The organism is Citrobacter sp. RHBSTW-00944 (assembly GCF_013615435.1).
GTDB lineage: Bacteria > Pseudomonadota > Gammaproteobacteria > Enterobacterales > Enterobacteriaceae > Citrobacter > Citrobacter braakii.
Genome location: NZ_CP055418.1, coordinates 4620336 through 4633327 on the forward strand (window position 1 = coordinate 4620336; position 12992 = coordinate 4633327).

The following is a 12992-nucleotide window of genomic DNA, read 5'->3' on the forward strand; positions in this document are numbered from 1 at the left end:
CCGTTCTTACGTAGCCCCCTGATTGGGAGCGTTGTTGACGGTAAACCGCCACAGTTCATATCGAACTACCCGTCAGATTTGACAGGCTGGCGTATTATACGTATAGCCAGTACGGATGCAAGTGATTATGGCTATTTGCCATCGATTTCTCTCAGCGCTTGTTGCACACGTGAGCGCAATACTTCGCCATCCGGCACTTCCTGCTCGGACGCTTCATCATAGGGTATCTCTTCCAACATACTGTCACCCTCTTCGTTCTGGGTGGGTAAATCGATGCGTATCGGCAGAGGTTTCTGCTTAAAAATGTAATGCACATCCGAGAGTCGATACGCCTGAGAATCGGGCACTCCCTGCGTGGCGGTTGTCGGATGGCGCACCAACCAGACATAATGTCCGTAGTAGCCGCACATTAGCATCAGGCTGACCCACAACAGCCAGCAACAGGAACGCAGCGCCTGCCGCCAGCGGCAACTCGACACTGTTTTCGCATCAATGGGTTGATAGATTCGCATCATCACACTCGCTCCTTAGACGGCGCATGTGTTAGCACAGGTGCCGACTCATTGATTAATACCGGCGCGTCTCCAAGACTCTGACGCAGCCTTATCAGCGTCTCTTTTCCCGGCTTACCATCCACAGGCAAATTCTCCCGCTGCTGGAATGCTTTGACCTTTTCGATTAACCATGGCGTCCATGAGCCTGATTTATCGCCGGGAACGCCCAGCGCGCGGCTCAGCATCGTATCAAACCAGATGATGGTTTCCGCCGGACTCTTTTCACCGATCTGCATTTTCCTGTCAGGCGTTAAATTGAGCATCAGGGTATAATTTCCCTGCCAGTGCTTCGCCAGCCACTCCTGACTGACGATCCAGGTTTTATTATCAATGATAAGATCCAGCTCGTTTCCTGATACACGCATCACAACACCGTAGACCGGTTGTTTATCGATATTCAAATGCGCGATCCACGGCAACCCGCGCCTGATGAGGTTATCTAAACGTTCCTTGCCGCTTTCGCGCACCAACTCAGCGCGATCGGCCTGGTCACACCATGCCTCGTCATGCGCTGTGTCGAATCCCCAGACGCTGAATAATTGCTGCATGGCATCGCGTAATCCTCCCCGTGCGTCGCCAATATCCGGCAGGTTTTCCTTTTTTTGCGTCATCGCCACCGTTAATCCGGCGGGCACAGGAAGTTGAAGGGGAAAAACATCAACCGCCAGCCAGCCGAACGTCAAAGCCAGCGCAGCGTAAAGTCCGGGCAGTATTCCCTTGCGCAATACGCAAGAACGGAGAGTAAATGTTTCCAGCAACAATCTTTCCTGTTGAGCGGTTAACACATCCGCTTGCCTGTCCGTTGCTATTTTTCTCGCCGCCCGGGCGATGCGCCCCAGCAACGCCAGATTTCCCTGCACTGCCCGAACCGCTTTGCGCACAAATTCATGACGCATCCGCACAGGCTCGCCATCCGCCTCACGCAGTTGCTGTTGATGCATAAAATCAAGATATTCATCGTCCGTCGGCGCAGCGATGCTCGCCGACAGCGTAACACGCCGTTTAAGTCGTCGGTTACGCCTGAGCGCTTCGCCCCCCACCAGTAGCAAGCTGGCGCCAGCGTCAAATGAAGCCGCCAGATGACGGAAATTATCGACAAATGCCGGAAGATGTCTGGCGAGCGCGTCAGCATTATCAATGACAATTATTATTGGTTGCGTTGCCGGACTAAGGGCAGGCATCAGCGTTGACCAGAAACGGCTAATTCTCACATCTCGCCAGTCTGGCTGGAGTTTTCCGTGCGTACACGCCGTGTGTGTCAATTGACAGAAACCAGAGAAACCAGTGGCGGTAAACACCACTACCCTGCCGGGAAAATCCTTACCTAACTGATAAATAAGCGTCGATTTACCACACCCCAGTTTGCCGCATAATACGCCCACATCGCCAGCGCCCAGCTCATGAATAAAGATATTCTTGATAAGGGTATGTTGCGAAAAAGAGTAAATTGCATACGGTAATGCGCGTTCAGTCATCGATAAGTTCCAGTAATTGATGCGGGTATTTAACTTATTATATGTCAGGTAAATATTATCAATTTTTTATATTTGAATTAAACGACATGTTCCGACGATTAAATTGAAAACCTGAAAGTAAGCCTATATCATGCTTCTCCCGAAAAGAACAGGCATGCTATTAACAATGGATGTTATCGCGAAGCAATTTACCTTTATATTTAAGAGAAAGCGTAACGATGTGCTGTACTGCGTTATGTTTTTTGTCGGTGTCATTGTTATTATTCATTCGTTATATGCCTATAGATTATTTATTGATTCTATCAATACGAAAAACAAAACCAGTCACTCAATAACGTCCGTTGTCCTCAGGCTGCCAATGAATTTACCGAAAAACAGTAGGGAAAACGCGACTGATAATAAAGAAGATGTTTCAATTAAAAATTCGATGCTCAATCTCCAGCTAAATGGCATTATTGCGAGCACGCTAAAAACACGTTCACAGGCTATTATCACCATTAATGAGAAAGCAAAATTTTACAGTACCGGAGATAAACTTGACGATCTCCCTGACGTAAAAATTACGGACATTGATAATAATAGCGTGACGATTGATAACAATGGCTCCCGGCAACGCATCGCTTTTATTGATGAGCCTGATATATCCTCCAGGGCACCGGCACCATCGCTGCCACATGACAGCGCGCCACATTCCCTCAGCGACATCATTATTACCAACTTTATCTATCAGCAGGAAGCGCTACAGGGCGTCAGATTAAACGCCCGTGGTCCGGTTGAACGTTTTATAGCAACCGGACTCAGGCTAGGCGATATTGCGATCAAAATGAACAACCATCCGCTAACTCAGGAAACGTCAGCAAAAGCGGCACTACAGGAATTTGTAACCTTAAACTCTGCCCAGTTTACCGTGATACGAAACGGTCAGGAAGCGTTGGTGAATGTATCCGTTACTGAGAATGATTAACCTTAAGGACGACAAAATTGCGCAAAGGAATTAAAAAAACGGCTGCATGGATATTGGCGCTCCAGTTTTGCGCCTTTCCATTTCAAACCATGTCAGCGCAATATTCGGCAAACTTCCAGGATGCGGATCTCCGGGAGTTTATTACCTCGGTCAGTAAGCAAATGGGCAAAACCATTCTGATCGATCCGTCCGTCCAGGGAAAAATCTCCGTTCGCAGCTTTGACAGTTTCAACGAGGAGGAATACTACCAGTTTTTTCTCAGCGTTCTCGATATCTACGGCTACTCGGTTATCACCCTGGATAACGGCCTGCTGAAGGTTGTTCGCTCCGCAACGCTTAAGACCGCGCCGGGGAAAGTATTGGCACAGTCGCAACCAGCGGTCGGCGATGAATTTATCACCCGCGTCGTGGCGCTGAAAAATGTCCCGGTACGCGATCTGGCTCCGCTATTACGCCAGATGATGGACAGCGGCGGCATCGGCAACGTCGTACATTATGATCCTTCTAATGCGCTGTTGATCACCGGCAAAGCCAATATAGTCAATCGCATCCTTGAGGTTGTGAAACGGGTCGATGTTATCGGTACTCAGGAACGTGAGCTTATCAAACTGCGCTACGCCTCGGCAGTTGATTTATCTGATGTAATTAACAGCCTGATTCGCGAAGAGTCAAAGGAAAACCCAACGCAGATCCTGCTGCCTAAAATTGTCGCCGACAAGCGCACCAACGCCCTTCTTATCAGCGGGCCGGACAATGTGCGCCAGCGGATGAAATCTTTAATCGCTAAACTGGATATCGAACAGACCACGCAGGGCAATACTCGCGTGTTCTATTTGAAATACGCCAAAGCCACTAAAATCGTTGAAGTGCTGACCGGCGTGTCAACCAAACTGACGGAAGACAAGCAGCCGTCTTCGCAGAGCGTGGCTACCCCTTCCCGGGATGTCTCGATTAACGCCGATGAACAAACCAACTCGGTGGTCATTACCGCAGACCAGAGCACCATGCAGGAGCTGGAAAAAGTCATCGCTCGTCTGGATATTCGCCGCGCACAGGTACTGGTTGAAGCCATCATTGTGGAAGTCCAGGATGGCAACGGCCTGAATCTTGGCGTGCAGTGGGCCAACAGCAACGTCGGCGGTCAGCAGTTTACCAAAACGGGGCTGCCGATTTTCGACGCATCAAGAGGCGCGCGCCAGTTTGATAAAAATGGTTCGATGACCAGCGACAACCCTATTGCCAGCGCGTTAAGCAGTTTTAACGGCCTGGCGACGGGCTTCTTTGAGGGGGACTGGAGCGTCCTGCTCACCGCGCTCTCCTCCGACAACAAAAACGATATCCTCGCCACCCCCAGCATTGTGACGCTGGATAACAAAGAAGCGTCGTTTAATGTCGGCCAGGATGTGCCGGTGCTTTCCGGCTCGCAAACGACCTCCGGCGACAACGTTTTTAATACGGTCGAACGTAAAACCGTCGGCACCAAACTGAAGGTCACACCGCAAATCAACGAAGGCGACGCGGTGCTGATGGAGATCGAGCAGGAAGTGTCGAGCGTCGATACCGCTTCCGGTAACGCCAGCGATCTCGGCCCAACGTTCAACACCCGCACTATCCAGAATGCCGTGCTGGTCAAAAGCGGCGAAACCGTGGTGCTGGGTGGCCTGCTGGATGATTCAAGCAAAGAGCAGGTTTCCAAAGTACCGCTGCTGGGCGATATCCCTGTACTCGGACAGCTATTCCGCTACACCTCAACGGAAAATGCGAAGCGTAATTTGATGGTCTTTATCAGGCCGACCATTATTCGCGACGACGAGGTTTATCGTTCGCTCTCAAAGGATAAGTACACCCGATTTCGTGATTTACAGCAGCAGCGTATTGATAAGCAATCCAGTGGATTGCTTGGCGTGAAGGATGAAGAACGCCCGATGCTTAAAGAGCTGAATTTCGATGTGTCGTCCGACGTGCCCAACAGCCAGCCATCGCGCAACCCCTTCCGGGAGTGATCCAACATGACTGACTTATGGACGCGCATTCCTCCCCAGCATCCTCTGCCGCTTAATTACGCGCAGGGGCAAAAATTTGGTATCGCGGTCGCGGCGGATGAATTGTTCTACCGCACCGACACGCCGCTGGAAAACGTACTGGAGGCCAGCGTTGCCTGCCAGCGCTTCAGCCGCCTGACGCCAGCGCAATTTGACGACCACCTGGAGCAACTTTTCCAGCACGGCGCCGGAGAGTCCCGGCAGATTGCCCAGGATATCGATCAGGAGATCGACCTGACGGCGCTGAGCGAGGAGTTACCCGACAACGCCGATCTGCTCAGTGATGAAAACGACGCACCGGTTATCCGCCTGATCAACGCGGTTCTTCATGAAGCCGTGAGGGAAGGCGCGTCGGATGTGCATATCGAAACCTTCGAAAAATCGCTGGTGGTGCGTTTTCGTATCGATGGTGTCCTCAAGCCAGTCCTTCAGCCCGCTAAAAAACTGGCGCCGCTGCTGATTTCACGTATCAAAGTAATGGCGCGGCTGGATATTGCCGAAAAACGACTGCCGCAGGATGGGCGTATTTCCCTGCGCCTCGGACGCAAAAATATTGACGTCCGCGTTTCGACGTTGCCCTCGCAGTACGGCGAAAGAGCTGTACTGCGTCTGCTGGATAAAAACAGTCTGCGCCTGACGCTGGAGAATATGGGGCTATCGGCGGTGGATAGCCTGCGGCTGAAGGGTTTAGTACAGCAGCCGCACGGCATCATTCTCGTCACCGGCCCGACGGGGTCGGGAAAAAGCACCACGCTGTATGCGATTCTCGCCGAGCTGAATTCCCCCCAGCGTAATATCCTGACCGTCGAAGATCCCATCGAGTACGAGCTGGAAGGCGTCGGACAAACCCAGGTAAACAGCCGGGTGGATATGTCTTTCGCCAGGGGACTGCGTGCCATCCTGCGCCAGGATCCGGACATCGTCATGGTCGGCGAAATTCGTGACGCCGAAACCGCGCAGATAGCGGTTCAGGCATCGCTCACCGGACATCTGGTGCTTTCCACCCTGCACACTAACAGCGCCTGCGGTGCGATCACCCGATTACGGGACATGGGCGTTGAACCTTTCCTGCTCTCATCATCGCTAAGCGGCGTTATCGCCCAACGCCTGGTGCGTCGCCTCTGTCCGGCCTGCCGCGTGCATGCTCCCATTCCTGACTCTCAGAAATCCCTCCTGCACGCGCTCGATCCCACCGCTCAGACAATCTGGCAGGCTTGCGGATGCGGCGAATGTCGGGGAACTGGCTACCAGGGGCGACTGGCGATTCATGAAATTATGCTGGTGGATAAAACTATGCGCAGCATCATCCATCGCGACGCCGATGAACACGCCCTGGAGCAGTGCCTGCGCCAGCAAAGCCGGAGCCTGCGGGAGAACGGCCTGCTGCGCGTGCTGGCAGGCGAGACCACGCTTGAGGAAGTCATGCGCGTCACCTCTGCGCAAGAGGATACACGATGAAATATCAATGGCAGGCAATGGATGACAGCGGCACGACTCACCGTGGAACGCTGGATGCCGCCAGCAGCAAAGAGGCGCGCGAGGCGCTGCGCGCCCAGGGTCTGCACCCGCTGGTGTTAAATGAGAAAAAGGTCATTTCGCTGTTACGGACGGTAAAAAAAACGCCTCGTTTACGGCTTAGCGGCAGTGAACTGGCGCTGTTCACCCGCCAGCTCGCCACACTGGCCAACGCTTCGCTACCGCTTGAAGAGGCGCTGTTTGTTATTGGCCGGCAGAACAAAAATAATAAACTGGGGCTGGTGCTACACGACCTGCGCGAACGGATCCTCGCCGGACATACGCTTTCCGAATCGCTGGCCGCCTGGCCGCGGATCTTCGATTCCATTTACCGCACGCTGGTGAAAGCCGGTGAAAAAAGCGGACAGCTCGGCTGTGTGCTGGAAAAGCTGGCTGACTACAATGAGTTACGCCAGGCAACGCGCAGTAAACTCATCCAGTCACTGATTTATCCTTCCCTGCTGACCAGCGTAGCGATCGCCGTCGTCGCTATCCTGCTCACCACCGTAGTGCCCAAAATCGTGGAGCAGTTTCTGCATATGAAAGAAGCGCTGCCGATGTCCACGCGCGTGTTGCTGGCAATCAGTGGTGCCATGCGCGACTACGGATTGTGGGTAATCGCATTGCTGCTGATTGCCTTTTTCCTGTTTCGCCACTGGCTCACCCGTCCCGGCAAACGGCATCTGCTTGACCGCTGGCTTCTTGATTTCAAACTCAGTCGCGCCCTGCTGCGCGCAATCCACTGCGCCCGTTATTTGCGCACCCTGAGCATTCTTAATATCAGCGGCGTTCCGCTGCTGGAAGGGATGACGCTGGCAACCGAAGGCATCGGTAACCGAGAAATCAGTCAGCGGCTGGGTCAGGCCGCGGAGCGCGTGCGCCAGGGCTCAGGCTTTCATCTCGCTCTGGAAAAATGCGATCTCTTCCCGCCGATGATGCTCTACATGATTGCCTCCGGGGAAAAAAGCGGCCAGCTCAGCGAGCTAATGGCGCGCGCCGCCGACCAGCAGGAAACACTGCTACAAAACCGAATTGCGCTGACGCTGGCGCTGTTTGAACCCGCGCTGATTATTACGATGGCGATGATTGTGCTGTTCATCATCGTCTCGGTTCTGCAACCCATTTTGCAACTCAACTCATTGGTAAGTTAAGGATAAAACGTGAATAGTGATGCACATAAGCAGCGAGGATTTACGCTGCTGGAGATGATGGTGGTGCTGGTTATTTTGGGCATCCTCGCAAGCCTGGTCGTCCCCAGTTTAATGGGCAATAAAGACAAAGCCGATCACCAGAAAGCCGTCAGCGACATCGTGGCGCTGGAGAATGCGCTGGATATGTACAAACTGGATAACTATCGCTATCCGCTGACGGCGCAGGGGCTAAAGGCGCTGGTCGAAAAACCGACCGCCAGCCCAATCCCGGAAAATTATAACGCGAAGGGCTATATCAAGCGTCTGCCACAGGATCCCTGGGGTAATGAGTATCTGCTGGTAAGCCCCGGTGAACACGGCGATTACGATATTCTCTCCGCAGGTCAGGACGGTGAACCCGGCACCGCTGACGACATTACTAACTGGGAACTGGGTAAAGCGAAATAATCGGAATGAGGCAGAAGGGATTCACGCTACTGGAAGTCATTCTGGTGCTGACGATTACCGCGCTTGGCGCCTCGCTGGTGATGATGACCTACGGGCGACAAAATGATACCGCGAAAGCTATTACCGCAGCCGAGCAGCTGGCGGCGCTGACTGAATATGCCGCTGACTGGTCAACCATGGAGGACCGCAGTACCGGTATTGAGCTCCGCGAACAAGGCTGGCGCATCGTCACACCGATTGGCAATCGCTGGCAGACGCCAACCCGGTTCTATCGCCTGGCGACCGAGGGCAAGTGGGAAAGCGACTGGCAGGTGGCTCTGTTCCCGGCGTCGCTCGCCAGGCAATCCGTCGGCATGCCGCAAATTCTGATTCACCCGGACGGTGAAATTACGCCGTTTACGCTACACATCCGCAGCCGTAAAAATAATACGCTGCTGTTCACGCTCGCCAGCACCGGCGGGCTGCCGCTGGTGCTCACCCGAGGCGAAAGCCGATGAGCCAAAGGCAATCAGGAATGACGCTTCTGGAAGTGCTGCTGGCGATATTCATTTTCGCCACCTGCTCTCTCGCGCTACTCAACAGCCTGCACGGTCAGGTTAGCGCCACCGCAAAAATGGAAGAACAGGTACTTGCCGGTTGGGTAGCGGATAATGTGCTCAAAACCTATCAACTGGCCGGGCAGAGCCCCGCTAAAACAGCGACAGGCAGCAGCATTATGGGTAAACGCCGCTGGGACTGGTCGTTGACAGTCTCACCCGTCGATACTTCCGGCCTCAACACCTGGACAGCTGACGTCACCCTTGAGGACAAGCAGAAGATCCGCCTGCAGCGCTTTATTCTCTCGCCGCAAGGAGGACCGCAAAATGTCTCCCAGCCCTGAGAAACAGCGCGGCTTTACCCTGCTGGAAGTTTTACTGGCTATTGCTCTGTTCGCCATGCTCAGCCTGCTGACGGCGCAGATGCTGACAACGACAATTGACAGTAACGAGCAGACCAAAAAGCATCAGCAGCGTTTTTCCGCTATCGTGCGTACCGTCAATTTGCTGGATAAAGATATCCGACAGCGGGTGCCGGTAACCGAATTGCAGGGCGAAAAAGAGACGCTGATGCTGACGACAGCCAGCAGTAACAGTTATCCTGGCGCCTGCTGCGCGCCCGATATCCAGCGAGTTCAGTGGTATCTGCAGGATTATACTTTATACCGCACGCTCTGGCGCTACCCGGAAGATGCAACTCCGGCCATCACTCAGCCGATGCTCAATGGTGTGAACGCCTTCACGTTGCGTTATTACAACAGTAAAGAGAAAGCGTGGACGGACACGGCGACAATCCCATCTCCTGGCGCGATGGAAGTCACTCTTAAACTTGCTGATTCCGGCACAATAACTCGTCTGACGCTGTGGCCAGAGAACCGCCAGCCAGGAGAACAGCAATGACCCGGCAAAAGGGCGTGGCGCTGCTGGTAGTGCTGATGATCCTGGCAATTATGGCGGCGCTGGCCAGCGAAATGACCGTGCGCTACCAGATCAACCTCAAACGCACCAGCTACACCCGGATGCGGCTACAGCAAAACTGGCTGGCAGAGCTGGCTGAAAGCCAGGCCATGCGTATTCTTGAACAGGACCTGCGGGATAATGAGAAATACCTCACTCACGAGCAGCTCTGGGCGCAGCCGCAGCGTATTCAGCTCGCCAGCGGCGACGTTGTCAGTTGGCAGCTATCTGACGAGCAGGCCTGTTACAACATTAATGCGCTGATTAACGCCCCGACCGACCGAATGAAAGAGCCGCCCGCCAGCGTGAGCGTCTTTCTGGCACTGCTGGACAACATTGGCGTCACCAATGCCCAAGCTGAGGCGCTGGTTGATGCTATCGCCGACTACATCGATAACGACGATATCCCACGCGCCTCCGGTGCCGAAAATGAGTATTACCAGACAAGTAACGACCCCCACACCATTGGCGGACGACGTATCTGGTCAATCAGTGAGCTCAAACAAATCAAAGGGATGAAGCTTTCTCTTTACCAGCAAATCTCCCCGCTACTCTGCGCGCTGCCTGATGATGAGCTAAAAATCAACATCAACACCCTGACGCGCCGGGATGCACCGTTGCTTGCGGCGATGCTCAATAATGCTGTCCCGCCACGCGAGATTGAGCGCTTTTTTGATACCCCGCACAAAGGACGCAAAATCAGCATTGAGACGTTGTTAAAGACATTCGATAAGGATAATCCGGCTCATAAGCTGTCGCAGACCACATTCAAAAGCATTGCGGTGGCGACCAGTCGTTACTTCCGCCTTGAAACGACTATCGAACAGGGCGATAGCGCCGGGAGCACCATCAGCCAGCTGGAATACGATCCCAAAAGAAAGGCTCTGTTTATTACAGCCCGCAAAAGCGTGGCGCGCGACCATTAAAGGGAACTAAATGACGCCAGACACATTACTGCTACGTCCGCTGCCGGGAAAACTGGAATGGTGCTGCCCCAACGAGGCACAACTTCCGGTTATTGTTGAACAGGCGGATTACCTCCAGCCAAACGCGCTGGCCGACCTGCCTGATGCCGGTAACGCCTGCCTGTTCCTGTCGCCTGATTATTTCTGTTTTCGCCGCGTCGAATTACCGACGGAAAACTACAAAATCAGTGAACAAACGCTGGGCTGGCTGGTGGAGGACGCCGTTGTCGGTGATACAGACAGCCTGCACTGGACGGTTCTCGCCAGAGAAGAAAACACGCTCCATCTCGCCGGGATCGCCAGGACCACGCTGAACGATCTATTGACGACTTTCCGCACAGCTGGCGTGACGTTGACGCATATCGTTCCGGATGGTTTCTGGCTGCCGTATGTCACGGATAGCTGGAGTCTGCTAAAACAAGATGAGCGATGGTTAATCCGTTACGACGCGTGGAAAACAGGCGTGCTGAGTGAGGCACTGCTCACGCATTTACTCGCCAGCCATACAGAGCAAAAAATCATCAGCGCCAGCCCGCTTCCTGTGCCTCACGCTTATGTCGAATACCTTGACTGGCAGCCGCCGCTGGCGTGCGCCTGCAATGGCGATAATATTCAGGACATTAACGTATTACACGGCAGCTTCCGCCCTTTGCCCCCGACACAACCGACCCCGCGTCTGCTGAAATATGCCGCCATAGCAACATTTGCCCTGGCGATAGCGCTCTTCTCAGGGCTGAAAGGGGTGATGCTCTGGCAGCTTCATCAACAGAAACAGGCGCTCTCAGCTGAAGGTGCCACCCTGTGGAACCGCTATTTCCCAGGTGATAACCGCAACAGCAATTTTAAATATTTCTTCGAATCGTCCGCGAGGGATCGCTATCCGGATGTGCTGACGTTACTGACTCAGCTTCAGACCCGATTAAGCACATTGCCGGGGCTTACCATCCGCGAGGTCAACTACCGGCTCGAACAACGCCTTTTTACCCTGACGCTCAACGTTCGCGATCCGGAACATCTTCGCCGCTTTATGGTGCAGACAAACGACGAATTTATCCTGACTCAACCGCCAGAAGGGACGACAGATAGCGTCCGGCTGATCCTGAAGGAGCGCAAATGAATATGAATAGCTGGTGGAGCGAAAAAAACGGCAGAGAGCAACGCAGTCTGATATTCCTCGCCGTTTTCTGTCTGCTGGCGGGATTCTGGTACGGCGTGGTTCAGCCCCTGGATAACGCTATTGCACAGCAGGGACAGGAAAATGATCGTCTCAGGAGTGAGATCCAGTGGGTAAATGAGGCGATTCAGCGTCGCGGATTAGTTGCCAGCAGACCGGGCACAAAGACCGATCCGGCGCTGATACAACATAGCGCGCAGCAGGCAGGTTTGAATATCAGCGTTGTGACATCCACTCCCGATCATTTTGCGATCTCGCTTCCCGTTGTTAAAACCGAACCATTATTTGCGTGGCTTAATGCCCTACAAAATGAGGGAATACAGGTTTCGCAACTCACGTTTAGCGCCCGCCCGGTCGCCGGGGAGATTGCGGTGGAAGCCCTTGAACTCTATCCGGTGGGGAAATGACGGAACTCATCAACATTGCAGCAATGGCGCTTGTCGGGCTGATAGTCGGTAGCTTTATGAATGTAGTGGTTTATCGACTGCCGATCATGATTGAGCATCGGCACAGCGAAACATGGAATATCGCCTGGCCTCCGTCGCACTGTCCGCACTGCCAGCACAGGCTATCGGTGCGTAACACTATTCCACTATTCAGTTGGCTGTGGCAGCGGGGGCGTTGCCAGGCCTGCGCTCAGCCCATTTCATGGCGTTACCCACTGACTGAACTGGCGTGTTCTTGTGTTTTTGCGCTTAGCGCCGCGTTTGTCTCTTCAATATCAGATGCGATTGCCATCATGACGCTGTTCTGGTTTATTTTCGCCCTGGCGCAAATTGATCTCCGGACGTACCTGCTGCCGGATGTGCTGACGCAGCCGCTGCTCTGGCTCGGTCTGCTATATCACAGCGTTTACGACAGAGAGATGTTACCCGACGCGCTGTACGGCGCTGTCGCTGGCTATCTGACGCTATGGCTGGTCTGGTGGGGATGCAAAATACTCGCGGGAAAAGAGGGCATCGGCCTGGGTGACGCTAAGCTACTGGCGGCGATGGGTGCCTGGTGTGGATGGCCAGCGCTACCACCCATTTTACTCGCTGCATCATTGCTGGGCATTGTCTGGTGGCTGATCCTACGCCTTACCCGAAGGACGTCGATACCGCTTATCGCATTCGGTCCGTGGCTTGGACTGGCAGGTTGGTTGATTTTCAGCGCACAAAGCTCAGGTGTTATCGGGTACTGAAAGGAGCGGCAGGCCTGCCGCTCTGCAAA

The 12992-nt window shown here is 53.7% G+C and carries 14 protein-coding genes; 12 read left to right on the forward strand and 2 right to left on the reverse strand.

The features are described from left to right. Positions 1-131 precede the first annotated feature (131 nt). Together HV334_RS22495 and HV334_RS22500 are read right to left on the reverse strand one after the other, a co-directional pair. A complete protein-coding gene (locus HV334_RS22495; protein WP_103767385.1) occupies positions 132-515 on the reverse strand; it encodes a hypothetical protein in 384 nt (127 codons plus the stop codon). Beyond that, on the reverse strand, positions 515-2029 hold the full coding sequence (locus HV334_RS22500; protein ID WP_181220914.1) for a peptidoglycan-binding protein: 1515 nt from the start codon (positions 2027-2029) through the stop codon (positions 515-517). The genes HV334_RS22495 and HV334_RS22500 overlap by 1 nt, the downstream gene beginning before the upstream one ends. 166 nt (positions 2030-2195) lie before the next feature. On the opposite strand from HV334_RS22500, the gene gspC reads away from it, so the two are divergent. Genes gspC through HV334_RS22560 form a run of 12 tightly spaced genes read left to right on the forward strand, consistent with a single transcriptional unit; the run spans position 2196 to position 12963 of the window. Further along, positions 2196-2993 carry a type II secretion system protein GspC gene (gene gspC, locus HV334_RS22505; RefSeq protein ID WP_181220915.1) on the forward strand — a complete coding sequence of 266 codons (798 nt, stop codon included), beginning with the start codon at positions 2196-2198 and terminating at the stop codon, positions 2991-2993. Between the two features lie 50 nt (positions 2994-3043). Further along, complete coding sequence (gene gspD / locus HV334_RS22510; RefSeq protein ID WP_249415081.1) at positions 3044-4996, forward strand: type II secretion system secretin GspD; 1953 nt, start codon at positions 3044-3046, stop codon at positions 4994-4996. A gap of 6 nt (positions 4997-5002) precedes the next feature. Further along, a complete protein-coding gene (gspE, locus tag HV334_RS22515) occupies positions 5003-6493 on the forward strand; it encodes a type II secretion system ATPase GspE (protein WP_080860787.1) in 1491 nt (496 codons plus the stop codon). Further along, positions 6490-7701: a type II secretion system inner membrane protein GspF gene (gspF, locus tag HV334_RS22520; RefSeq protein WP_181220917.1), complete on the forward strand. Its 1212-nt coding sequence runs from the start codon at positions 6490-6492 to the stop codon at positions 7699-7701. The genes gspE and gspF overlap by 4 nt, the downstream gene beginning before the upstream one ends. A 54-nt stretch (positions 7702-7755) precedes the next feature. Further along, complete coding sequence (gene gspG, locus HV334_RS22525; protein ID WP_047358922.1) at positions 7756-8148, forward strand: type II secretion system major pseudopilin GspG; 393 nt, start codon at positions 7756-7758, stop codon at positions 8146-8148. A 5-nt stretch (positions 8149-8153) separates the two neighbouring features. Next, positions 8154-8645, forward strand: a complete 492-nt coding sequence (gspH, locus tag HV334_RS22530; RefSeq protein ID WP_181220918.1) for a type II secretion system minor pseudopilin GspH — start codon at positions 8154-8156, stop codon at positions 8643-8645. Then, positions 8642-9028, forward strand: coding sequence for a type II secretion system minor pseudopilin GspI (gene gspI, locus HV334_RS22535; RefSeq protein WP_181220919.1), 387 nt, complete (start codon positions 8642-8644; stop codon positions 9026-9028). Before gspH ends, gspI begins: the two co-directional genes overlap by 4 nt. Beyond that, positions 9012-9584, forward strand: coding sequence for a type II secretion system protein GspJ (locus HV334_RS22540; RefSeq protein WP_181220920.1), 573 nt, complete (start codon positions 9012-9014; stop codon positions 9582-9584). The genes gspI and HV334_RS22540 overlap by 17 nt, the downstream gene beginning before the upstream one ends. Continuing rightward, a complete protein-coding gene (gene gspK, locus HV334_RS22545; protein ID WP_181220921.1) occupies positions 9581-10567 on the forward strand; it encodes a type II secretion system minor pseudopilin GspK in 987 nt (328 codons plus the stop codon). The genes HV334_RS22540 and gspK overlap by 4 nt, the downstream gene beginning before the upstream one ends. 10 nt (positions 10568-10577) lie before the next feature. Further along, positions 10578-11723: a type II secretion system protein GspL gene (gspL, locus tag HV334_RS22550; protein ID WP_181220922.1), complete on the forward strand. Its 1146-nt coding sequence runs from the start codon at positions 10578-10580 to the stop codon at positions 11721-11723. Continuing rightward, a complete protein-coding gene (locus HV334_RS22555) occupies positions 11720-12187 on the forward strand; it encodes a type II secretion system protein M (RefSeq protein WP_047501486.1) in 468 nt (155 codons plus the stop codon). The genes gspL and HV334_RS22555 overlap by 4 nt, the downstream gene beginning before the upstream one ends. Further along, entirely contained in the window at positions 12184-12963 is a 780-nt protein-coding gene (locus tag HV334_RS22560) for an A24 family peptidase (protein ID WP_047501483.1), read from the forward strand. The genes HV334_RS22555 and HV334_RS22560 overlap by 4 nt, the downstream gene beginning before the upstream one ends. Positions 12964-12992 lie beyond the last annotated feature (29 nt).

What these genes read in the sequence shown, in the direction of transcription:
- HV334_RS22495 (WP_103767385.1), bottom strand. Translation starts at nt 515, where the DNA reads ATGATGCGAATCTATCAACCCATTGATGCGAAAACAGTGTCGAGTTGC.
- HV334_RS22500 (WP_181220914.1), bottom strand. Translation starts at nt 2,029, where the DNA reads ATGACTGAACGCGCATTACCGTATGCAATTTACTCTTTTTCGCAACAT.
- gspC (WP_181220915.1), top strand. Translation starts at nt 2,196, where the DNA reads ATGGATGTTATCGCGAAGCAATTTACCTTTATATTTAAGAGAAAGCGT.
- gspE (WP_080860787.1), top strand. Translation starts at nt 5,003, where the DNA reads ATGACTGACTTATGGACGCGCATTCCTCCCCAGCATCCTCTGCCGCTT.
- gspF (WP_181220917.1), top strand. Translation starts at nt 6,490, where the DNA reads ATGAAATATCAATGGCAGGCAATGGATGACAGCGGCACGACTCACCGT.
- gspG (WP_047358922.1), top strand. Translation starts at nt 7,756, where the DNA reads ATGATGGTGGTGCTGGTTATTTTGGGCATCCTCGCAAGCCTGGTCGTC.
- gspH (WP_181220918.1), top strand. Translation starts at nt 8,154, where the DNA reads ATGAGGCAGAAGGGATTCACGCTACTGGAAGTCATTCTGGTGCTGACG.
- gspI (WP_181220919.1), top strand. Translation starts at nt 8,642, where the DNA reads ATGAGCCAAAGGCAATCAGGAATGACGCTTCTGGAAGTGCTGCTGGCG.
- HV334_RS22540 (WP_181220920.1), top strand. Translation starts at nt 9,012, where the DNA reads ATGTCTCCCAGCCCTGAGAAACAGCGCGGCTTTACCCTGCTGGAAGTT.
- gspK (WP_181220921.1), top strand. Translation starts at nt 9,581, where the DNA reads ATGACCCGGCAAAAGGGCGTGGCGCTGCTGGTAGTGCTGATGATCCTG.
- gspL (WP_181220922.1), top strand. Translation starts at nt 10,578, where the DNA reads ATGACGCCAGACACATTACTGCTACGTCCGCTGCCGGGAAAACTGGAA.
- HV334_RS22555 (WP_047501486.1), top strand. Translation starts at nt 11,720, where the DNA reads ATGAATATGAATAGCTGGTGGAGCGAAAAAAACGGCAGAGAGCAACGC.
- HV334_RS22560 (WP_047501483.1), top strand. Translation starts at nt 12,184, where the DNA reads ATGACGGAACTCATCAACATTGCAGCAATGGCGCTTGTCGGGCTGATA.